The following is a 22,763-nucleotide window of genomic DNA, read 5'->3' as shown; positions in this document are numbered from 1 at the left end:
GCACAAATGCAACCTAGGGTCCTGTGGCAATCGGCCAATCACGATGACCAGGACACCGTACGCATGGACGCCCGCACCCTCGGGGACCTCCTCGCCGTTCTCGGCGAGTCCACCCTGCGCCCGCTCACTCCCCCGCCCGGCCTCACCGCGCCCGTCACCGAGGTGCTGCTGTACGACGCCCACGCGCCGCTGCCCGCCCGGGCACCCGGCGCCCTGCTGCTGGCCGTCGGGGTGCGAGCGGAGGACGCCGGGCCGCTGGTGCGGGAGGCGGCCGCCGCCGGTATGGCCGGGGTCGTGGTGCGCGGCGCGGGAGGGCCTGTCGCCGAGGCGGAGGAGTGCGGTACGGCCCTGCTCGCCGTGGACGAGGACGCCGCCTGGCACCACGTCCATCTGCTGCTCGCGCAAGGCCTCGGGGCGCGGCCGTCCCCGGCGGGCGACGGGGCCGCGCTCGGGGATCTGTTCTCGCTGGCGGGCGCGGTGGCGGCGGCGGTGGGCGGTGCCACCGTCATCGAGGATCCGCGGCAGAGCGTCCTCGCGTACTCCACCGTGCCCGGGCAGCCGGTCGACGAGGCGCGGCGGCAGGGCATCCTCGGCCGTCAGGTGCCGGACAGCCCCGAGAACACAGAGCAGTACCGGACGCTGTTCGCCGCCCGGGGCCCGGTCCGGCTCGCCGCCCTCGGCGAGGGCGAGCTGCCGCGGCTGGCGGTCGCCGTCCGGGCGGGCGGCGAAACCCTCGGCTCCCTGTGGGTCGTGGACGACGGGACACTCGCCCCCGACGCCCCCGCACAGCTCGCCCAGGGCGCCTCCACGGCCGCCCTCCTGCTGCTGCGGGCGCGGGCGGCGGCCGAACTGTCGCGGCACCTGACCGGCGATCTGCTGCGCCGGCTGCTCGACGGCACCACCGACCCCGCCACCGCCGCCCAGCGCCTGGGCCTCACCCCCGGCGCCCCGCTGCGGGTGGCAGCCTTCGCCCTGGATCCCGCGGCCTCCGCGCCGGACGGCGAACAGGCCGCGCTGCGGCTGCTGGACCTCGTACGGCTGAGTTGTGAGGCCCGCTACGGACGGCAGGCGTGCGTCCTGGTCGACGGGGTGGTGTACGCGCTGCTGCCGGTGACCGGCGAGCGCGGCGGGCCCGCCGGGGAGCGGCAGCGGCGGCTCGCGGAGGACATCGTGCGGCGCGCCGGGCAGGCGCTGCGGGTCCCGGTGCGGGCCGGGCTCGGCGAGGTGGTGCCGGACCCGGCGGAGATACCCGGCTCGCGGGCGGACGCCGACCTGGTGCTGCGGGTGCTGCGGCCGGAGGAGACGGTCGCGGCCGTGCACGAGGTGCGGGCCCGGGCCGTCCTGTTCCGGCTCACCGGGCTCCTCGGCGAGCGACGGGAGCTGGCGGCGGGGGCGTGGCGGGACGTACTCGCGTACGACGACGGCCACGGTACGGACTACGCCCGCACCCTGGTGTGCTGGCTGGACGCGGGCTGCGACATGGCCCGGGCGGCGAAGTTGCTGGCCGTGCACCCCAACACCTGCCGCTACCGGCTCCGTCAGGTGCGGTCCCAGCTCGGCATCGACCTGGACGACCCGGACGAGCGACTGGTGCTGTGGCTTCAGCTGCGTACGCTCGCGGGCCCGCGCGGGGCCGGCGCGCCGTAGCGCCGTCAGCCGCCGAGCCAGGCCGCGAGCCGCGTCTCGCACACGCGCAGCTGGGCGAGGGGCACGTACTCGCCCGGGGTGTGGGCCAGGGACGGGTCGCCCGGGCCGTAGTTGAGGGCCGGGGTGCCGAGCGCGGTGAACCGGGCGACATCGGTCCAGCCCAGTTTGGGGCGGGGCACCGCGCCCACCGCGGCGACGAACGAGGCGGCGGCGGGCCGGTCGAGGCCGGGGAGGGCGCCGGGGGTGGCCTCGGTGATCTCCACCTCGTACTCGGGGAAGAGGTCCCGTACGTAAGCCTCGGCGCGCTCCGGGGTGCGGCTGGGCGCGAAGCGCAGATTGACCGTGATCACGCAGCTGTCCGGGACCACGTTCTCGGCCACCCCCGCGCGCACGGCGACGGCGCTCAGCCCCTCGCGGTACTCCAGGCCGTCGATGACGACGCGTTCGGCGGTGTGGTCGTCCAGGCGCTTCAGGACGGCGGCGGCGCGATGGGCCGCGTTGACCCCTCGCCAGGCGCGGGCGGTGTGCGCGCGGGCGCCGCGGACGGTGATGTCGGCCATCAGCATGCCCTGGCAGCCCGCCTCGACCCCGGCATCGGAGGGTTCCATGAGGATCGCGAGGTCGGCGTGGAGCAGTTCGGGCCGGGCCGCGGCGATCCGGGCGAGGCCGTTGCGGTCGCCGGAGACCTCTTCGCAGGCGTAGAAGACGTAGCTCACGTCGTGGACCGGGGCGGTGAGCGTGGCCGCGAGCCGCAGGGCCACCGCGACGCCGCCCTTCATGTCGCAGGCGCCGAGCCCGTGGAGCCGCTCCGGGTCGAGGCGGGCGGGCAGGTTTCCGGCGGCCGGGACGGTGTCCAGATGGCCCGCGACGATCACGCGCCGGTCGCGGCCCAGCCCGGTGCGGGCCACCACCGAGTCGCCGATCCGCTCGACCGTCAGATGCGGCAGGGCGCGCAGCGCGGTCTCGACGGCGTCGGCGAGCGCGGCCTCCTCGCCGCTCTCGGAGGGGATGTCGACCAGGGCGCGGGTGAGCGCGATGACATCGGCGGCCGGATCGAGGGCGATCGTGGGTGTGCTCATGACGCGGTCTCCTGGACGGTCTTCTCGGGGGTGGCGGTGCGGCCCAGCGCGGAATGGCGGATGCCGTAGAGCCCGTACACCGCGAGCCCCGCCACCATCCACGCGCCGAACGCGATCCAGGTGTCGGCGCCGAGCCCGTACATCACGTAACAGCAGGCGGCCACGCCGAGCAGCGGTGTCAGTGGCGCGAACGGCGCCCGGAAGCCGCGGGGTGCGTCCGGGCTGCGCCGCCGCAGGATCAGCACCGCCAGGTTGACCAGGGCGAACGCGAAGAGGGTGCCGATGCTGGTGGCGTCGGCGAGGGCGCCGAGCGGAATGAGCGCGGCGAGGACCGTGACGAAGGCGGTGACGATGACGGTGCCCGCGCGCGGCACCCCGGTCCGCGGATGGACGGTGGAGAACAGCGGGGGCACGAGCCCGTCGCGGGACATCGCGAAGAGGATGCGGATCTGGCCGTAACTCACGGTCAGCACGACGCTCGTGGTGGCGATGACCGCGCCGATGGACAGCAGGACGGGCCACAGATTGCCGCCACCGACGGAACGCACCAGCACCTGGCTCAGCGTGGCCTCGGTGCCCGCGAACCGCTGCCAGGGCATCGCGCCGACCGCCGCCAGCGCGACCGCGCAGTACAGGGCGGTGACCAGGGCGAGCGAGAGGATGATGGCGCGCGGCAGATCGCGCTGCGGGTTCTTCGCCTCCTCCCCGGCCGTGGACGCGGCGTCGAAGCCGATGTAGGAGAAGAACAGCGAGGCGGCGCCCGCGGTCATCCCGGCGGTGCCGAGCGGGAAGAGCGGGCGGAAGTTCCCGGCGTGGAAGGCGGTGAAGGCGACCGCGCAGAACATCAGCAGCACGACGACCTTCACCGTCACCATCACGGCGTTGGCGACCGCGCTCTCCCGCGCGCCACGCAGCAGCACCACCATGGCGAGGACGACGATCACGGCGGCGGGCACGTTCAGCACCCCGCCCGCGCCCGGTGGGGCGGCGACTGCGTCGGGCAGCGTCCGGCCGACGGTGAGCTGGAGGAGTTCGTTGACGTACTGGCCCCAGCCGACCGCGACCGCGGCCACCGACACGCCGTACTCCAGGATCAGGCACCAGCCGCAGACCCAGGCCACCAGCTCGCCGAGGGTGGCGTAGGCGTAGCTGTACGAGGACCCGGCGCCCGGGATCATGCCCGCCAGCTCGGCGTACGAGAGCGCCGAGAACAGCGCGGTGACCCCGGCGACGACGAAGGACACCACCACAGCCGGACCGGCCTCGGGCACCGCCTCGCCCAGCACCACGAAGATCCCGGTGCCGAGGGTGGCGCCCACGCTGAGCAGCGTGAGCTGGCTCAGCCCCATGGTGCGCCGCAGCGGCCCACCGCTCGCGTCGGCGACCAGGCCCGCCACACTCCGACGCCTTGTCAGCTTGTTCTCACCCTGCACCGACCCGCTCCTTCCGCTGCCGCATGGCCCCTGATGATGCGGCAGCGGGGTGGGCGCGGGGGTGCGCGCATCGGCCAAGATGCCCCGGGCGGCTTTGAACGATCGGCCAAGCCCCGCTCGGCGGTACGCCGTGACCGGAGGTGGTCCGCACGGTCCGGGGCCGCTGTGAGTCCGGACACAGGATCACCGGCCGCTCCGGAGGGGTGCGGCGAGCTGCGGACGGCACCCGGGAAACCCCCTCCCACCAGGCATGATGCGCCGGGTACGGAGACGGGCGCGGGCGGCGGGCCGCCGGGCCGCGCGGCCGCCGCCCGGGGCTGTCGGCGCGCGTCAGGGCCGGGGCCGCTGTTAACGCTGGGTAAACTGCCTGCTCGGCGTGGCGCGGCGCCGGTTCGGTTGGGGGGCGGAACATGCCCGTCCGGCCGTGGGTGGCCGCGGATTCGGGTCGGCCGTTGAAAGGGCCGTGCCGAGTATGCGCCCTCGCGGCAGCCATCGGCCGCGAGCGGGTGTTCGGGACCCGGCTCAGTGTGGAGCCGGTATGGCAGAGGCCGATGGTCCGGTGGTCCGGACGGTGTCGCCGAACTCTCGGTCCACCGACTCCTGAAGAGACCGGATGACTGTCGTAGACGAGTCCCAGACCCTGATCGCCCCGCTGCCCGCGCCGGCTGCGGAGCCCGTGACACCGCGCGCCCTGTTCCCGGGGCGCGGCACCCACGCCGAGCGCACCCTCATCGACGTCCTCGGCGCGACGGCCCGCCGCCACCCGAACGCCCCCGCCGTCGACGACGGCGGGTCCGCGCTGAGCTACCGGGCGCTGCTCGCCGAGGTGGACCGGGTGCGGCGGCGGCTGACCGGGGTGGGCGTCGGCGTCGGCGACCGGGTCGGCATCCGCGTCCCGTCCGGGACCGCCGACCTGTACGTCGGGATCCTCGCCGTGCTGGCCGCCGGGGCGGCCTACGTTCCGGTGGACGCGGAGGACCCGGACGAGCGGGCCGAGCTGGTCTTCTCCGAGGCCGGGGTGAGCGTGGTGCTCGGCGCCGGGCTGGAGACGACGGTGCGGGCCGAGCCGCACGGCGCCCCCGGCCGCCCGGGGCCCGGCGACGACGCGTGGATCATCTTCACCTCCGGATCGACCGGCAAGCCCAAGGGCGTCGCCGTCACCCATCGCAGCGCGGCCGCGTTCGTGGACGCCGAGGCCGGGCTGTTCCTGGCCGACGAGCCCATGGGCCCGGGGGACAGGGTGCTGGCCGGTCTCTCGGTGGCCTTCGACGCGTCCTGCGAGGAGATGTGGCTCGCGTGGCGCAGCGGCGCCTGTCTGGTGCCCGCGCCCCGGTCGCTGGTGCGCACCGGCGTCGACCTCGGGCCGTGGCTGGTCGAGCAGGAGATCACCGTGGTCTCCACCGTCCCCACGCTGGCGGCGTTGTGGCCGGTGGAGGCGCTGGACGACGTGCGGCTGCTGATCTTCGGCGGCGAGGCGTGCCCGCCGGAGTTGGCCGAGCGGATGGCGGTCGAGGGCCGTGAGGTGTGGAACACCTACGGTCCGACCGAGGCCACCGTCGTGGCGTGCGCCGCGCAGCTGACCGGCGAGGGCCCGGTGCGGATCGGGCTGCCGCTGGACGGCTGGGAGCTGGCGGTCGTGGACTCCCGGGGCGAGGTCGTGGCCCTGGGCGAGGTCGGCGAGCTGGTGATCGGCGGGGTCGGTCTCGCCCGCTACCTCGATCCGGCGAAGGACGCCGAGAAGTACGCCCCGCTGCCGGCGCTGGGCTGGTCGCGGGCGTACCGCAGCGGCGACCTGGTGCGTGCCGAGGAGGAGGGGCTGCTGTTCGTCGGCCGGGCCGACGAACAGGTCAAGCTGGGCGGCCGCCGCATCGAGCTGGGCGAGGTGGACGCCGCGCTGCAGGCGCTGCCGGGTGTGGCGGGCGCGGCGGCCGCGGTACGGACGACGAAGGCGGGCCACCAGCTGCTGGTGGGGTACGTCGTGCCCGAGGAAAGCGACGGTTTCGACCAGGCGGACGCGCTCGACCGGCTGCGGGAGGTATTGCCGGCCGCGCTGGTGCCGCTGCTCGCGGTGGTCGGCACGCTGCCCACCCGTACCTCCGGCAAGGTGGACCGGGCCGCGCTGCCCTGGCCGCTGCCGGGGGTCGGCACGGCCGGACCGCCGGACGCGCTGACCGAGACCGAGAGCTGGCTGGCCGAGCTGTGGGGCGAGGTGCTGGGCACCCCGGCGGGCGGGCCGGACGCCGACTTCTTCGCGGCGGGTGGCGGCAGCCTCGCCGCAGCGCAGCTCGTGTCGCGGATCCGGGACCGCTACCCCAGCGGGTCGGTCAGCGACATCTACCAGAACCCGCGGCTGGGCGCGCTCGCCCGGACGCTGGACGCGATGCGCGGCGAGGCGACGGCCCCGCGCACCGTACGGCCCGTCCCCCGGCGCACCGGTGTCGCGCAGACGCTGCTGACGCTGCCGCTGCTGACGGTCTCGGGGCTGCGCTGGGGCGTGGCCGCGGCCGCCGTCCTCAATGTGCTGCACCTGCTCGGTTCCGCCCCCTGGGCGCCCACCGTGTCCTGGTGGTGGGTCCTGGCCGGCTGGGTGTTCTTCGTATCGCCGCCGGGCCGGATCGCGATCGCCGCGGGCGGTGCGCGGCTGCTGCTGCGGGGGCTGAAGCCGGGGACGTACCCGCGCGGCGGCGGCGTCCATCTGCGGCTGTGGACGGCCGAGCGGCTGGCCGAACTGAGCGGTGCCACCGGCCTGTCGGGCAGCTGGCTCACCCACTACGCCAGGGCGCTGGGCGTGCGGGTGGGCCCGGAAGTCGATCTGCACGCGCTGCCGCCGGTGACCGGGATGCTCAAACTCGGCAGGGGCAGCGCGGTCGAGCCCGAGGTCGATCTGTCCGGCCACTGGCTGGACGGCGACTACTTGCGGATCGGCCGCCTCCGGATCGGCGCGGGCGCCACGGTCGGCGCGCGCAGCACCCTCTTCCCCGGCGCCCGGATCGGCAAGCGCGCCGAGATCGCCCCGGGGTCCGGGGTGACCGGTGCGGTGCCCGCGGGGCGCCGCTGGGCGGGCGTACCGGCCGCCAAGTCCGGCAAGGCGGCGCAGCACCGGCCCGAGGACCGGCCGGCGCGCACCCGCCGCTGGGCCCTGGTGTACGGGTTCACCTCGCTGGGTCTTTCCCTGCTGCCCGCGCTGGCGCTGCTGCCCGCGCTCGCCGTCCTCGCGCTGTTCGTCCGGGGCACCCGTGGCGCGGGCCCTGCGCTGCTCCACGCGCTGGCCGCCGTGCCGCTCGCGACCGTGACCGGGATGGTCTGCTACGCGCTGCTCATCCTGGCCGGGGTGCGGACGCTCGGCATCGGCCTGCGCGCGGGCCATCACCCCGTCCACGGGCGGATCGCCTGGCAGGCGTGGGCCACCGAGCGGCTGATGGACATGGCGCGGGTGCATCTGTTCCCGCTGTACGCCAGCCTGTTCACCCCGGTGTGGCTGCGGGCGCTCGGGATGAAGGTCGGCCGCGGGGTCGAGGCGTCCACCGTGCTGGCGCTGCCGTCGATGACGACCGTCGGCGACGGCGCGTTCCTCGCCGACGACACCATGGTCGCGTCGTACGAACTGGGCGGCGGCCGGCTGCGGATCGCCGAGTCGCGGGTCGGCAAGATGGCGTTCCTCGGCAACTCCGGCATGGCCGCGGGCGGCAGCTCGGTTCCCAAGCGCGGCCTGGTGGGCGTGCTGTCCGCCGCGCCGAAGGGCGCCAAGGCGGGCAGCTCGTGGCTCGGGATGCCGCCGATGAGGCTGCCGCGGGCGGCCGAAGAGGGCGACCAGAGCCGTACGTACCGTCCGGCGCGGCGGCTGAAGTGGGCGCGCGGCGCCGTCGAACTCTGCCGGATCGTGCCCGTCATGGGCGGCGCGGCGCTCGCGGTGCTGGTGCTGGCCGCCTTCGCGGCGGTCGCCGGACGGTGGGGGTTCCCGGCCGCCCTGGCGGGCGGCGGGGTGCTGCTGTTCGCGGGCGGCCTGGTCGCGTGCGTCGTGGCGGTGCTTGCCAAGTGGCTGCTGGTGGGCCGGTTCAGGGCCACCGAACGCCCGCTGTGGAGCTCGTTCGTGTGGCGCACCGAGCTGGCTGACACCTTCGTGGAGGTGCTGGCCGTACCGTGGCTGGCCGGGGCCGTGTCGGGGACGCCGCTGATGAACTGGTGGCTGCGCGGGCTCGGCGCGCGCATCGGGCGCGGGGCCTGGTGCGAGACGTACTGGCTGCCGGAGGCCGATCTGGTACGGATCGGCGCCGGGGCGAGCGTGAACCGGGGGTGTGTGGTGCAGACCCATCTCTTCCACGACCGGATCATGCGCATGGACGAGGTGGTGCTGGAGGAGGGCGCCACCCTGGGGCCGCACGGCATCGTGCTGCCGGGCGCCACGGTCGGCTCGTGTGCCACGGTGGGTCCGGCGTCGCTGGTGATGCGCGGCGAGGCGCTGCCCGCGGGCACCCGGTGGCTCGGCAATCCGATCGCGGCGTGGCAGCCGGAGAAGACGCGGGACATGCGGAAGACGGAGGACACGGCGAAGTGAGCAGGGGCAGGGGCAAGGGCGGCCGGGCGCAGGCCGTGCCCGGCGGCGTGGTCGGGGCGGACCGGTCAGGGGACTCGTATCTGCCCGGGCACGGCAATGGCGGCTACCGGGTGACCCATTACGACCTGGAGCTGACCTGCCGTCCGAGCACGGGCCGGATCTCCGGCCGGGCCCGGATCTCGGCGGTCGCCGAGCCGGGCGCGGCGGGCGAGCCGCTGTCCGGATTCAGCCTCGACCTCGGCGCGTTCCGGGTCGACGGGGTACTGGTCGACGGCGCCCGAGCGGCCCGCTACACCCACCGCGCGGACAAGCTGCGCGTCCGCCCGGCGCGCCCGCTGCCCGCCGGGGCGCCGTTCACGGTCGAGGTGCGGTACGTCGGGGTGCCCCGGCCGGTGAAGACCCGGCACTGGGGCGACCTGGGCTGGGAGCAGCTGGAGGACGGTGCGCTGGTGGCGGGCCAGCCGATCGGCGCGCCGTCCTGGTTCCCGTGCAACGACCACCCCTCGGACAAGGCGTCGTACCGGATCGCGGTGACCGCGCCGTCGCCGTACGCGGTGCTCGCCGCCGGCACGCTGGACTCGTGCACGGTCAGTGCCTCCACCACGACCTGGGTGTACGAACATCCGGCGCCGATGTCCACCTATCTGGCCACCGTCCAGATCGGCCTGTACGACCAGGTCGAGCTGACCGACGCGGCGGTGAGCCCGGTGCCCCAGCGGGCGGCCGTACCGCCGCGACTGCGTGACCTCTTCGACCACGACTTCGCCCGCCAGCCCCGGATGATGGCGGCCTTCCAGGACCTCTTCGGCCCCTATCCGTTCGACGAGTACGCGGTGGTGGTGACGGACGACGAGCTGGAGGTGCCGGTCGAGGCGCAGACGCTCTCCGTCTTCGGCGCCAACCATGTCGACGGGCAGCGCGGCTGTGAGCGGCTGGTGGCCCATGAGCTGGCCCACCAGTGGTTCGGGAACAGTCTGAGCCTCGCCGACTGGCGCCACATCTGGCTGAACGAGGGCTTCGCGAAGTACGCCGAATGGCTGTGGTCGGAGGTCTCCGGCGGCGTCCCGGCCGCCGTCCACGCCGCCCGCTTCAGGGCCACGCTGGCCGAACAGCCGCAGGACCTGCTGGTCGCGGACCCGGGCATGCCGCGGATGTTCGACGACCGGGTCTACCAGCGAGGCGCCCTGACGCTGCACGCGCTGCGTACGGTCCTCGGGGACGACGCCTTCTTCGCGGTGCTGCGGGAGTGGACGGCCACCCACCGCCACGCCACCGTCACCACGGAGGAGTTCACCGCGCTGGCCGGGCGCCATGCGGCACAGCCCCTGGACGAGCTGTTCACCGCGTGGCTCTACACCTCCCGGCTGCCGGAACTGCCCGGCGGCCCCGGTCCGGTGTGACTTGCCCGTTTCGCATCCGGACCCCGTACGTTCCAACTCACGGCTCCCGCAGGCCACTTCATTCCTCCCGGACGGCCTGATACTGGTGTCATCGCCGGACACCAGGAGGAGCCATGCCCGCACCTTGGTTCAGCCGTCGCCACGGAATGCGCGCCGCGGCCGCCGCGGCCCTCGCGCTACCGCTTAGCCTCCAGTCGGAGGCCCGGGCGGCCGGGACAGCCGAGACCGCCGCCCCGACCGTGCCCGTGAGCGGCTCGCGGCTGCACACCATGACCTTCAACCTGCGCTACGCCAGCGACACCGCGCCCAACTCCTGGGCGCAGCGGCGCCCCGTCATGCGGGAGCTGCTGCGCCGCGCCGAGCCCCATCTGCTGGGCACCCAGGAGGGGCTGTACGGGCAGCTGCGCGACATCGCCGCCGATCTCGGCCCGCGCTACGACTGGCTCGGCACGGGGCGGGCGGGTGGCAGCCGCGACGAGTTCATGGCCGTCTTCTACGACACCAGACGGCTGGAGCCGCTGGAGTACGACCACTTCTGGCTGTCCGACACCCCGTATGTGATCGGTTCCAACACCTGGAGCGGCGCCGTGGTGCGCATGGTCACCTGGGTGCGCTTCCACGACCGGGCCACCGACCGGCAGTTCTACGCCCTCAACACCCATCTCGACCATCTGAGCCAGTACGCCCGGGAGCGCGCCGCCGGGCTGATCACCGAGCGGCTGCGCGGGCTGGACGCGTCCCTCCCCCGCATCGTCACGGGGGACTTCAACGTGGCAGCCCACCGCAACCCGGTCTACGACACCATGCTGGACGGCGGCTCGCTGGCCGACGCGTGGGACGCCGCCGAGGGGCGCAGCAAGCTGTACGCGACCTTCCACGGCTACAAGCCGCTGGTCCCCGACGGCGACCGCATCGACTGGATCCTGGTCTCCCCCGGGGTGCGCGTGCGCTACGCCGCCATCAACACCTACTCCAGCGGCGGGCAGTTCCCCAGCGACCATCTCCCGGTGCAGGCCGTGCTGGAGGTGTGACGAGGGCTGTGGCCGGTCAGCCTCTGACCGGCCACAGTCATGCTTCGTCAGGCGTCCTCCCGCAGGAAGAGTTCCACGACCGGCACCGCGACATCGGGCCGGACCACCGGCAGCGAGAGGGTCAGGGTTCCCGGGGGCTGGCCGCCGAGCGTGGTGTTCTGGGCCGTGGCCGACGGGTCGATCTCCTCGTAGTGGATCTCGGACGCGTCGTGCAGGAACTGCGCGTACTCGACCTTGCCGCCCAGGCCGGGGAGGTGCACATGGGTGAAGGGCCAGGCGAAGAGGTGGAGGTAGAGGCGGTTCCCGCGCCGGGTGTAGCGGGTGTCGACGGGTGCCTCGTACGCAGACGGGCCCGCGCCGCGGATCGAGCGCTCGTGGTGGGACATCCACTCCCCGATGCCCTCCAGCGTGGCGACGGCGGTCGGGTCCAGATCGCCGCGCCCGGTGGGCCCGACGTTCAGCAGCATGTTGCCGTTCTTGGAGACGCCGTCGATGAGCATCCTGAGCAGGAGTTCGACGCTCTTGACGTTGTGGTTGTCGCGGTCGTAGCCCCAGCTGCCGTTGAGGGTCTGGCACGCCTCCCACACCACCGGCTCGCCGTCGACCTCCATGGGCTTGTCGGGCTGGTACTGCTCCGGCGTGACGAGGTCACCGGGCAGTTCGAGCCGGTCGTTCACGATGATCTCGGGCTGGAGGCGCCGGGTGAGCGCGAGAAGTTCCTCCGACCCCCACTCCTCGGCACCCTTGGCGTTGAACACCTCGCTGTGCCGGCCCCGCTTGTACGAGAAGTCGTAGAACAGGTAGTCGATGCGGCCGTAGGACGTCAGCAGCTCCTCCACCTGACCGTGCAGGTAGGCGCGGTACTTGGCCATGTCGCGGCCCTCGTTGAGCCGCGCGATCTCCTCCGGCGGGTCGTCGCGGCGCGGGTGGAGGCCGTCGATGACGAAGTCGGGGTGGTGCCAGTCGATGAGCGAGTGGTAGAAGCCGACACGCAGCCCCTCGGCGCGCACGGCCTCCACGAACTCGGCGACGAGGTCCTTGCCGATCGGGGTGTTCATCGAGGTGTAGTCCGTCAGCTTCGAGTCCCACAGGCAGAAGCCGTCGTGGTGCTTGGTGGTGAGGACCACGTACTTCATCCCGGCCCGCTTGGCGGCCCGGGCCCAGGCGCGGGGGTCGTACAGGTCCGGTTCGAAGTGGCGGAAGTAGCGGTCGTAGTCCTCGTCCGTGATCCGCTCGCGATTCTTCACCCACTCGTGGCGGGCCGGCAGCGCGTAGAGGCCCCAGTGGACGAACATGCCGAAGCGGTCCTCGGTGAACCAGGCGGGGATGGACATTGTTGCGGATTCCTTTCGGATGGGGCTCAAGGTCAGCGGCCGCCGAGGCCGCTGGTGACGATGCCCCGGACGAGGTGCTTCTGGAGCAGGACGAGAAGGATCACGGTCGGCAGCATCGAGATCACCGACGCCGCCATGACGAGGCTCCACTGGGTCCCCTGCTGGCCGAAGAACGCCTGAAGGCCGAGCGGGATGGTCGCGCGGGCGTTCACGTCGTTGACGACGACCAGGGGCCACAGAAAGGAGTTCCAGTAGCTGATGAAGGTGAAGACGGCGAGCACGGCGAGGGTCGGGCGGGCCAGTGGCAGCATCACGGCGATGAAGGTCCGCACCGTGCCCGCGCCGTCGGCGCGGGCGGCGTCGTCGAGCTCCTGCGGCACGGTCAGGAAGAACTGCCGGAGGAGGAACGCGCCGAGGGCGGTGAACGCCCACGGGATGATGAGCGCCTGGAAGGTGTCCACCCACCCGAAGTTCTGCATCATCACGTACATCGGGATGATGAGAACGTCCTGCGGGATCATCAGCGTCGCCAGGAACAGGACGAAGACGACGTTCCTGCCGCGCCAGCGGAGGCGCGAGAAGGCGTAACCGCTGAACGCCGCGACCGCGACGTTGATGGCGGTGCCGACGGCGGCGACGAACACACCGTTCAGGATGAACCGCTGGAACGGCAGATAGCTGAAGACATCCGCGTAGTTCTGCCAGCGGAGCTCCGAGCCCCAGAGCGTCGGCGGCGTGGTGAAGGTTTCGGCCTCGGGCTTGAGGCTGGTGGCCACCATGTAGATGAGCGGCGCCATGAACGCCAGCGCGATCAGGCACAGAATCGTGTAGCCGATGGCCTGCCGTGTCCGCGAACCGGCCTTCATCGCCTGCGTGTCGCTACTCATAGTGCACCCAACGCTTCTGGCCGAGGAACTGGACCGCCGTAATTCCGAGAATGATCACGAAAAGCACCCAGGCACCCGCCGAGGCGAGCCCGAGCTGCTGGGTCTGGAAACCGGTGTTGTAGATGTACTGCACGAGTGTCTCGGTCGCCGTCCCCGGTCCTCCCTTTGTCAGCAGGAACGGCTGGGTGAACACCTGGAACGAGGTGATGAGCGTCATCATCGTCGCGAAGAATATCGACGGGGAAATGGCGGGGAATTTGATGCGCCAGAAAACCTGCCAGACGCTCGCGCCGTCGATCTGCGCCGCCTCGAGCAGGTTTTCCGGTACCGCGTCGAGGGCGGCGGAGAAGATCAGCATGTTGTAGCCGAAACCCGCCCAGACGCTCATCGCGACCACCGCGAACATGGCCCAGGTGGTGTCCGCGAGGAAATTGGGCGCGTTCACCCCGACCGTCGACCGCAACGTCGCGTCGATGAATCCGCCGGGCTGGTAGAGCATCCGCCACACGACGACGTTCGCCACGAGCGGCGTGATCGTCGGAATGAAGAACAGCACCCGGAAAACGTGCCGGTGCCGGATCCGCGGCGTCAGCCAGGCCGCGAGCCCCAGCGAGACCACGAGGTTCAGCGGCACGTAGAGGACCACGTATTCGACGGTGTTCCGCGTCACGGTCCAGAAGACCGGGTCGTCGAACAGCTGGCGGAAGTTGCCGAGGCCGACCCACGAGTGCTCCCCGAGCATCGGCCAGTTCATGAAGCTCACGACGAGGGAGGCGACGATCGGGACGACCGTGAAGAGCGCCAGCCCGAACGAGTGGGGAGTGGCGAACACCGCACCCCACCACGAGCGGCGCCCGATCTGCCGCTGCCCCGTCCGCTCCCCGGGTTGCCCTCCCGCCTTCTTGTGCTTCGGTCCCTCCCGCGCCACGCCCACCACAGTGGCCGCGCCCGTACCGGCCGCCGTCACCGAAGCCGCCGTCGTCGCCGCCACGGGAGGTACGGCGGACGTCGACGCGAGCACCGGCCGGGACACCGATTCCGTCATGTGCTGCCCTCTCTCGCCCCTGGGGCCGGGAGGCGCCGGCGGATCCGGCGGGGCGGGGTCCCCGCGCCGGAGGGGCGCCTCCCGGCAGGCCGACTCACTTCTGGAGCTGTCCTGCGATGGACTTCATCGTCTGCTCGCCCGACTGCTGGCCGTTCACGGCCTGGATCCCGTACTGGAAGAAGAGCTGCTGGAGTTGATCGCTCTGCTTGTTCCCGGGCAGCGGAGTCGACGTCTTCTGCGCCGCCTTGAGGACGGTCTCGACACCCTTGATGTTCGCGTTGTCGTACCACGCCTGCTGCGCCGCCGTACGGCCGGGGAAGGCACGCCCCTGCTCCGCGAGACCCGTCAGCACCTTCTGGCTCGTCATCGTCTTGACCGCCTGGAAGGCCTGGTCGGGATACTTGCACTGCTTGGAGACACCGAATCCGGAGCCCGCCGAGTAGGTGGACGGAGTGGTGCCGGCCTTGCCGACGGGTATCGTCGTGACCCCGATGTCGAAATTGGCCTTCCCCTTACGGTCGAGCAGCGACCAGGGGCCGTCGGGGTACATGGCGACCTTCTTGGCCACGAAGTCGTTGCCCGCGTCCGAGGTGTCCGAACTCGCCTGGGTGGCCCAGCCCTTCTTCACCAGCGATCCCAGCCAGTCGAACCCCTTGGCGAACTTGGGGTCCGACGTGTCGAGCGTGCCGTCTTCCTTGATGACGCGGCCCCCGTTGTAGCCGAGGATCATCGACTCGAGGTTCATGTCCGCGATCGTCGAGCCGAGCATCGTCTTCCCCGCGGCCTTGAACTTCGCCGCGGCGGCCTCGAACTGCTTCACCGTCCAGCCCGGCTCGGGTGCCTTCGCGCCCACCTGTTTGAAGAGGTCCTTGTTGTAGAACAGCAGCATCGGGCCGGTGTCGTAGGGCAGGGCGTAGATCTTCCCGTCGACCTTCAGGGCGTCGAGCGCGGTGGTGTCGAACTGCGACAGGTCGACACCCGCCTTCTTCGCGAGGGAGTCGAGCGGCAGGAGGACGTCGGTGTAGTTCGCCGCGCGGAGGCTCTGCATGCTGACGATGCACGGCGCGCTTCCCGCACTGAGCTGCGTGCGGAGCTTGGTGAAGTAATCCTCGAAAGGCGCACCCTGAATGGTGATTTTCGCGCCGCCGTCCTTCTTGACCGCGTCGGCGACCTTCTGCCAGGCCGCCTTGTCCGCCGATCCGGCGATCCACATCGACCAGGTGAGCTTGTCCTTCGACTGGCCCGATGTGCCGCCGCCGGAGGAGCATCCCGACAAAGTGAGACCCAATGCGGCGGCAGCCGCGGTGGCACTTACGAGGAGTCGTCTTTTCATAGCAGTGTCCACTTCAGTTTTCGTGCTCACATGGACGTACTCCGGCAGCACGAAATGCGCGTGCGGATGCTGGAGAGAAAGCCGCGGATCGCGGCAGGAGTGGAGGAGTGACGTGCTAGGGAATTCAGATGTGGAATAAGACAGGCGCAGGGCATCCGGCGGCCGTCTCATACTGCGCTCGCGGCGTGCAGAAACAGAAGTCCCTGACCGTCACTGTTGTGATCCGACCCACTGTGACTCCTTCGGCCGGTCCCTCTTACCAGGACGCATCGGCATCAGAACATCCGATGTATTGGGGTGTCAAGGCGTCGTACAGCCCTATTTCCTCGACATTCACCCCCTCAGCGGGGAGTCAGAGTTTGGATGTCTCCTCAGGAGTGTCGGAACATCCGATGTGTCGCCGTCCGGGACGTATCAGCCCAGCAGCCGCCGCTCGGTGGCGACGGCGACCGCGCCCGCCCGGGTGTCCACGCCCAGCTTGCCGTAGATCCGCCCCAGGTGGGTCTTCACCGTGGCCTCGCTGATGAACAGGGCGCGGGCGATCTCCCGGTTTCCCAGCCCGCGGGCGAGCTGCTGGAGGATGTCCCGCTCACGCTCGGAGAGGGCGGGGCGGGGCGTGCGCATCTGCGCCATCAGCCGGTCGGCGACCGGGGCGGACAGCGCGGTGCGCCCGGCCGCCGCGTTCCGTATCGCCGCGAACAGCTCCTCCGGCCGCTCCGCCTTGAGCAGATAGCCGGTGGCTCCCGCCTCGATGGCCCGGGCGATGTCCGCGTCGGTGTCGAACATGGTGAGCACCAGCACCCGCGGGGCCGGTTGCTCCGGCGCCGATCCGGCGCCGGAGGCCAGTCGGCGGATGGCCTCCACACCGTCCATGCCGTCCCCGAGCTGCAGATCCATGAGCACCACATCGGGCCGTACGCGCGCGGCCATGGCAAGCGCCTCCTCGCCGCTTCCCGCCTCGCCGACCACCTCGATGCCCGCGGTGCTGGACAGCAGCGCGAGCAACCCGGCGCGCACCACGGCGTGGTCGTCGCACAGCAGCAGCCGGATGGGCGGGGTGGCGTCGGTCGGGGTCATGGTGCGGCGGTCCTCCGTGGGCGGGTGTGCGGGACGTCAGGGGGCGGGGGTGGCGAGGGGAACGGCCGCCGATACGACGGTGCCCTCCCCCCGGGTGGATTCGACGGTGAGCGTGCCCCCCAGCTGGCGTGCGCGCACCCGCATGGCGGGCAGCCCGTGGCCCCGCTCCCGGCCGCTGTCCGGGGCCGCGGGGCTCTCGGGGCCCTGGGGGCGCTGGGGGTCGAAGCCGCGGCCGTTGTCGGCGATGTCCAGGGAGATCTGGTCGTCCAGCCAGGTCAGGGTCAGCGCGGCGCGGGTCGCCCAGGCGTGTTCCCGCACGTTGGCCAGGGCGCCCTGGGCGATGCGCAGCAGCGCGGCCTCGATCCGCTCCGGCACCGGGCCCGGCACCCCGTCGAGGTGGAAGCCGACGGTAAGCCCGTTGCCGCACTCCCGGTCGGCGAGCGTGCGCAGGGCCTCGGCGAGGGTGCGGTCGGCGAGGTCGGCGGGGGTCAGGTCGTGGACGAAGCGGCGGGCCTCGGTGAGGCTGTGGGACGCGATCCCGGCCGCGTCCCGCATATGGCGGCGGGCGGCACCGGGGTCCGTCTCCCAGGTGCGGTCGGCGGCCTGGAGCAGCATCCGCTGGCTGGACAGGCCCTGCGCGAGGGTGTCGTGGATCTCGCTCGCCAGCCGCTGCCGTTCCGCGAGGATGCCCGCGCGCCGCTCGGTGGCGGCCAGGTCGCGGCGGGTGCGGACCAGGTCGTCGATCAGCACGCGCTGCCGGGCCGCCTGCCGCTGCAGATGGACCAGCACGGCGGTGGCGACCGCGCTGATGGCCAGCGGGGCGATCACCACATTCGGGTTGAGCCCTTCGTGGGACAGCCGCAGCTCGGTGGCGACGACCAGCGCGGTGAGCACGGCCGCCAGCGGCACCGCGGTGCGCACGGGCAGCGTCTGCAGTCCGGTGAACAGCAGCGGCATGGCGCACCAGGTGGCGCTCGGGGCGAGGGCGAGCAGCCCGGCCCAGACCACCGACACCGCCCCCAGCCAGGCCAGATGCCGTGTGCTCGGCCGGGCGCCGGGGCGTGGCGCGGGGGCCAGGAGCCGCCCGGCCACATACAGCAACCCGAAGGCGGCGAACAGGGCGACGGCATATCCGGTGTGCGTCCGGTCGTGATCGCGGGTCAGGAAGCGGATCAGTGAGGAGCCGAGCAGCAGGAGGAACGCCCCGTCCATGACCGACCGGAGCCACCGGGCGTCCGGATCGGCCCACTCGCCCTCCCCCGTGGGAGCCTTCCACATCGCCGCCGCACCTCTCACTTCCGTCGCACACGTCCCCGCGGTCAGTCCTATTACGGGTCACCGCGCTCCGCATCATCCGATCGGCTGACCCCGTCATCGCCCGAACCGCCTCCGGCCGGTGGCCGGTCCGCCGACGCCGACGGCCGTCACCCGCACGGATGCTTCATCCCAGGGGCCGCGACACACATCCCGCGTCCCCGGGAAAGGATCTTTCATGCCGGCCAAGAACGTCACCGTCAACCGCGCCAGCCTCGGCCACCGCGTCTCCTACGCGCTCCGCCACCCCGAGCGCGTACCGCGCCATCTGGTGCGGGCCACCCGGGACGCGTGGCTGCGCCACCGCTATCCGGACCACGTCTCGTACTACCGCGCCGTGATGCGCTCCGACACCCGCGCCAACGCGGACGCGGCGGTCGGCGGCCGTACCCGGGAGCGGTGGCTGGCGCTGGGCGCGATGCAGTTCGACTACCTGCTGAAGCACGGGCTGCGCCCCGAGCACCGCATACTGGAGATCGGCTGTGGCAATCTGCGCGCGGGATGGCGCTTCATCCGGCACCTCGAACCCGGCCACTACTACGGCGTCGACATCTCCCCCGACATCCTGATCGCCGCGCAGGACACCCTGGTCCACACCGACCTCCAGGACCGGCTTCCCACCCTCACCCCCGTCCGCGACCTCACCCTGCGCTTCCTGCCCGAGGCGCACTTCGACGTCGTCCACGCCCACAGCGTGTTCTCCCACTCCCCGCTGCCGGTCATCGACGAGTGCCTGGCCAACGTCGGCCGGGTCCTGGCGCCGGGCGGCTGGTTCGACTTCACCTTCGACCGCACCGAGGGCAAGGAGCACCAAGTGCTGAGGGAGGACTTCTACTACCGCACCGAAACCCTCATCGACCTCGCCCGGAAACACGGTCTGGCGGCCCGCTTCATGGAGGACTGGGAGGAACTCCCGCACGGCCAGTCCAAGATCCGCGTCACCCACGGCGGCTGAGCCCGCCGACCGTCACACGCCGACGTGGATGTGGGCAGCCCACAGCAGAGGAAGCCGGGGGTACGCCTGCCGCATGCGGTGGGCGGCCCGGTGGACCACCCCGGCGATGTCACGGTCCTCGGGCGGGCGGCGCAGCAGTTCGGTGTAGATCGTCCGGGCCACCTTCGGGGCCGCCCGGTCATTGATCGTCCAGAGTGTGCCGATGACATGCGGAAATCCGGCGAGCTGGAAGGCCGCCGAGATGTGCACGGCCTCGTCCATCATCTGGCGCCCCGGCTGTGTGGTGCCACAGGCGGAGAGGAAGGCGAGCTCGGCGTGGGGCAGGCGGAGGGCGGAGAGGCGGCGGACGTCGAACGGCTTGTCCTGGTGGTCATGGAGGAGCAGAAGGCTGCTGGAGGGGTCGTCGAAGCGGCTCTGGGCGTGGCAGGCGAAATGGGCCCAGGTGGCTTCCCGGAGTGCGGTGGCGACCCGGTCGTGGGTGGCTTCGGGGCCGGTCAGGACGGTGGCGTCGGGGAGCAGGCCGGTGAGCAGACCGGCCTCGTCGTGGGTGCCGGGCAGGTCGTCGGCGCCCGGGGTGCGGGGCATCGACACGACGAGCTGACGGTGCCGTGCGGCGCGCTCGCCTGTGCCGCGGCGGCCGCGGACGTGGGTGAGGGCTCGGAGGGTGGGGGTGTACGAGGAGATGACCCGGTCGAGGACAGTCCGGCCCGCGGTGTGGTGGTGGCCCGCGGCGTGCAGCGGCAGGTAGCTGAGCGGACCGACCGGCGACCACCACAGTCGTGGCCAGGTGTCCTGCGGGCCGGGTGACCGGGTGAATTCCAGTGCCGTCAATACGGGTTCGGCGATCGTGTCCCACAGCCGGCCCAGGATCGTTTCGAGGGCGTGATTGGCGACGCGCTGGCTCACGTCCAGCGTGCCCACGAAGACGTTCACCCACTCGACGACATCCTCGAGTGTGAGGTCCGGCAGCGGGATGTGCCGCACCCCCGCCGGGGTCAGGGCGAGCGCATCGCACCGCTGCTGGCTGACGTTGACGAGGACGACAGGGCCGGCCCGTCCGGCGTCCCTGAGCTGCGAAAGCGTCGGGGGCAGCAGGAACGACCCGAAGCCGGGCAGTGCCCGAATCTCCTCGATCAGCGCCTCCAGCTCGCGGGCGTGCTCATGCCGTCGCTCGCTTGGCCACTTGTCCTCAGTTTCGAGTTCGGCGCTGAGCCACTGGAAGCGGTCGGCGAGCCCCGGGTCCCGTTCCCGGAGGGCGCTCAGCGCGGTGCGGGCCGACAGGGCACGGTCGAGCAGCACGCCCCTCCCCTGTTCCAACAGGGTCACCGCGCGCTCCGGGTCTCCCGCCTCCAAGGCGCAGGCGGCGGCGTTCGCGGCCAGACCGCTGAAGCGGGTGAGCCAGTGCTCGGCATCGCTGCGCCCCAGGAACTGGGTGACGAGCAGGGGCAGCAGCCCGACCGCCGTCGCGTATCCCGTCAGCGCCTGCTCGGCACGTCCCGCCGACATCGCCAGCCGCCCGGCGTGCAGACCCGCCTCGACGCGTATCGCCGTGGCCGCGCTCGGCGCCGTGGCCGTGGCCAGGTAGGCCTCGATGGCTTCAGTGAGCGTCCCGGGGTTGGCGGATACCTTGTGCAGGGCTGCCAGGGCCCGGCCCAGCGTGAACAGTTGCCGGGCCCGCTGGGGTTCCGTTGAGGCGAGCGCCAGCGTACGGCGCAACACCTCCACGGCCTCCTCGGCCGACGGGCGGTCGCCGGTGCGCTCGCAGCGCACCAGGAGCGGGACGGCGAGGTTCATCAGCAAGCGGGAGTCGAGGCCCGCGGCTCGGCGCGCGATGTCGATGGCCTCGTCCAGGACCGCCGGATCGTCCTTCTCGTGCTCGACGAATGTGACCAGCGCGGCACAGAGATTGGTGAAATGTCTCTCCTCGTCCGGGTTGGCGGCCACGTTCTCCCTGCCGAGGGCGATGGCCTCCTCGATGAGGCTTCGGTCCCGTGACCTCTCGTACTTCAGGCGGAGCGCCAGGGCGAGTCCGGACAGCAGGTCGGGGCCCCGCCCGCTGCCGGGCGCCAGGTTGCGACGGCACAGGGCAATGGCCTCGTCCAGGGTTTCCAGATCGCCCGTGTGCTCATACCAGTCGCGCAACCCGTCGACCTGATTGACGATCCGTCGTCCCCGGTCCGGGTGGTCGGCCGGGGTCTCGGTCACCGCCCGGTGTCCCACGGCGATGGCCTGGTGCAGAACCTCCCGGGTGCCGTACTGGTCGTAGCTCAGCAGGAGCGCGTAGCTGAGCATGGCCAGATGTTGCACCATCCGCGTATGTCCCTCGGGTGTCCGGTCGACGGCCTCCCGGAAGACCTGCACGGCCTCGTCGAGCGCGGGCAGTTCGTCCGTGGCCTCGAACCAGCTCTGGAGCGCGCCGCCGAGGACCCCGAGGCGGTGGGGCCTCCGGGGGTCCTCGGCCGGGGTGGCGCCCACCGCGCGCCGGCCCACCTCGATCGCCTCCGCGAGCAGGTCCTTGTCCTCGGTGCGTTCGTAGGACGTCTTGAGCGAGGACGCCAGGTTCGACAGATACAGCGGATGGGCGAGGTGGTCCTCCCCGGTGAGTGCGACCGCCCGGCGCGCCGTCCGCAATGCCTCGGCTTCCGCTGCGTCATCCCCGGTCCGGTCGGCCCATTCGTGCAGCGCGGCACCGAGGTTGGACAGATACATCACCAGCTGGGGATCGTCCAGGGCCGTCACATCCACCGAGCGACGTCCGGTGGCGATGGCCTCTTCGAGGAAGGTGGTGTCTCCGATGCGCCGGAAGGCGTCCAGCAAGGCATTGCAGAGGTTGCTCAGCGTCATGGGGGATCGGGGGTCGGCGGCGATCGACCGGCGCCCTCTGTCGATCGCCTCGTGGAGGGCGCTCAGCTCCCCGGTCCGCAGATACCAGTCGCGGAACACACTGCCGAGCTGGGACTGTACGGCCGCCCACCCGGCGTGGCCGAGCGGCAGCGCGTCCACCGCGTGCCGGGTCGCCTCCACCGATTCCCACAGCGGGCTCGGGTCCTCGACGTGGTCGAACGCGCTCAACAGCAGCGTGACCAGCAAGATCACCTTGTTCGCATAGCCCGGGTGGTCGGGAGACATCCGGGACACCGCGTCGCGCAGATCGCTCAGCGCCTGGGCGATCCGCCCCGGTTCCAGATCCGCCAGGAGATGACGGAGTTCCGTATCGCTGAACTCATCCCACTCGTCGGGCGACTCCGGCTCGAAGACGGAACACAGCGCTTCCGGCACGCCCTGCGGGTCCGCCTCGTACACCGGGCGCAGCAGCTCCTCGGCCAGGCGCAGCTCCGACTCGTCGTCCAGCAGTCCGTACCGGTGCCAGAACAACCAGCCCACGGCGCACCGTACTTCGAGGTCGCTCCCGGGGTCGTCGCTCGCGGCGAACAGCTCGGCCATCTCACGTTTGGCGTCGGCGCCCAGGACTTCCTGCGGGTCCGCGGTGGCGGCGTACCGGTCCAGCCGGGCGCGCAGCGCCGTCAGCAGCTCTGATCTCACGGTCCGATGATGGCCGACCAGGCATGCGCCCACCGTGGCCCCGACGGTGGGCGGCGGCAACCTACGATCGCGGATCGATCAACTGCACGACCGGCCTCCCGGCCGCCGGGCGCAGGGAAAATACTCACCG

General features: G+C 72.0%; 14 protein-coding genes. 5 read left to right on the top strand and 9 right to left on the bottom strand.

Translation table 11 applies throughout. From position 1 onward, the window contains the following. The first annotated feature begins 63 nt into the window (after positions 1-63). The gene (locus ACH4SI_RS02950; RefSeq protein ID WP_398291808.1) at positions 64-1,647 is read left to right on the top strand and encodes a PucR family transcriptional regulator; all 1,584 of its coding nucleotides are present in this window, start codon (positions 64-66) and stop codon (positions 1,645-1,647) included. 5 nt (positions 1,648-1,652) lie between these two features. On the opposite strand, the gene dapE is transcribed toward ACH4SI_RS02950, so the two are convergent. Both dapE and ACH4SI_RS02940 read right to left on the bottom strand, forming a co-directional pair. Then, positions 1,653-2,726: a succinyl-diaminopimelate desuccinylase gene (gene dapE, locus ACH4SI_RS02945; RefSeq protein WP_398291806.1), complete on the bottom strand. Its 1,074-nt coding sequence runs from the start codon at positions 2,724-2,726 to the stop codon at positions 1,653-1,655. Continuing rightward, positions 2,723-4,159: an amino acid permease gene (locus ACH4SI_RS02940; RefSeq protein WP_398291804.1), complete on the bottom strand. Its 1,437-nt coding sequence runs from the start codon at positions 4,157-4,159 to the stop codon at positions 2,723-2,725. Before ACH4SI_RS02940 ends, dapE begins: the two co-directional genes overlap by 4 nt. 613 nt (positions 4,160-4,772) lie before the next feature. On the opposite strand from ACH4SI_RS02940, the gene ACH4SI_RS02935 reads away from it, so the two are divergent. From ACH4SI_RS02935 to ACH4SI_RS02925, 3 genes are all read left to right on the top strand, one after another. Further along, on the top strand, positions 4,773-8,714 hold the full coding sequence (locus tag ACH4SI_RS02935) for a Pls/PosA family non-ribosomal peptide synthetase (protein WP_398291802.1): 3,942 nt from the start codon (positions 4,773-4,775) through the stop codon (positions 8,712-8,714). Continuing rightward, positions 8,711-10,114 (top strand): M1 family metallopeptidase, encoded by a 1,404-nt coding sequence (locus ACH4SI_RS02930; RefSeq protein ID WP_398291800.1) that lies wholly within the window; start codon positions 8,711-8,713, stop codon positions 10,112-10,114. The genes ACH4SI_RS02935 and ACH4SI_RS02930 overlap by 4 nt, the downstream gene beginning before the upstream one ends. A 113-nt stretch (positions 10,115-10,227) precedes the next feature. Further along, on the top strand, positions 10,228-11,145 hold the full coding sequence (locus ACH4SI_RS02925) for an endonuclease/exonuclease/phosphatase family protein (RefSeq protein WP_398291798.1): 918 nt from the start codon (positions 10,228-10,230) through the stop codon (positions 11,143-11,145). 47 nt (positions 11,146-11,192) lie between these two features. Here ACH4SI_RS02925 and ACH4SI_RS02920 read toward each other — a convergent pair whose 3' ends face one another. The 6 genes from ACH4SI_RS02920 to ACH4SI_RS02895 form a co-directional block, all read right to left on the bottom strand. Beyond that, entirely contained in the window at positions 11,193-12,479 is a 1,287-nt protein-coding gene (locus ACH4SI_RS02920) for an alpha-L-fucosidase (RefSeq protein WP_398291796.1), read from the bottom strand. Positions 12,480-12,511: 32 nt separating this feature from the next. Next, on the bottom strand, positions 12,512-13,366 hold the full coding sequence (locus ACH4SI_RS02915; protein ID WP_398291794.1) for a carbohydrate ABC transporter permease: 855 nt from the start codon (positions 13,364-13,366) through the stop codon (positions 12,512-12,514). Next, a complete protein-coding gene (locus ACH4SI_RS02910) occupies positions 13,359-14,357 on the bottom strand; it encodes a carbohydrate ABC transporter permease (RefSeq protein WP_398291792.1) in 999 nt (332 codons plus the stop codon). The genes ACH4SI_RS02915 and ACH4SI_RS02910 overlap by 8 nt, the downstream gene beginning before the upstream one ends. 148 nt (positions 14,358-14,505) lie before the next feature. Beyond that, complete coding sequence (locus ACH4SI_RS02905) at positions 14,506-15,687, bottom strand: ABC transporter substrate-binding protein (RefSeq protein ID WP_398291789.1); 1,182 nt, start codon at positions 15,685-15,687, stop codon at positions 14,506-14,508. 471 nt (positions 15,688-16,158) lie between these two features. Beyond that, positions 16,159-16,821 carry a response regulator gene (locus ACH4SI_RS02900; RefSeq protein WP_398291787.1) on the bottom strand — a complete coding sequence of 221 codons (663 nt, stop codon included), beginning with the start codon at positions 16,819-16,821 and terminating at the stop codon, positions 16,159-16,161. A 36-nt stretch (positions 16,822-16,857) separates the two neighbouring features. Further along, positions 16,858-18,099, bottom strand: a complete 1,242-nt coding sequence (locus ACH4SI_RS02895) for a sensor histidine kinase (protein WP_398291785.1) — start codon at positions 18,097-18,099, stop codon at positions 16,858-16,860. A 214-nt stretch (positions 18,100-18,313) separates the two neighbouring features. Between ACH4SI_RS02895 and ACH4SI_RS02890 the strand changes: the two genes are divergently transcribed. Then, a complete protein-coding gene (locus ACH4SI_RS02890) occupies positions 18,314-19,090 on the top strand; it encodes a class I SAM-dependent methyltransferase (RefSeq protein ID WP_398291783.1) in 777 nt (258 codons plus the stop codon). A 12-nt stretch (positions 19,091-19,102) separates the two neighbouring features. Here the strand turns inward: ACH4SI_RS02890 and ACH4SI_RS02885 are convergent, their stop codons facing one another. Continuing rightward, positions 19,103-22,633 (bottom strand): CHAT domain-containing protein, encoded by a 3,531-nt coding sequence (locus tag ACH4SI_RS02885; RefSeq protein WP_398291781.1) that lies wholly within the window; start codon positions 22,631-22,633, stop codon positions 19,103-19,105. Positions 22,634-22,763: the final 130 nt, after the last annotated feature.

The sequence above is a fragment of the Streptomyces sp. NPDC021212 genome (assembly GCF_044332925.1).
Taxonomy (GTDB): Bacteria; Actinomycetota; Actinomycetes; order Streptomycetales; family Streptomycetaceae; genus Streptomyces.
Note: the sequence above shows the minus strand (reverse complement) of the source record. Positions and strands in the feature narration are given on the sequence as shown.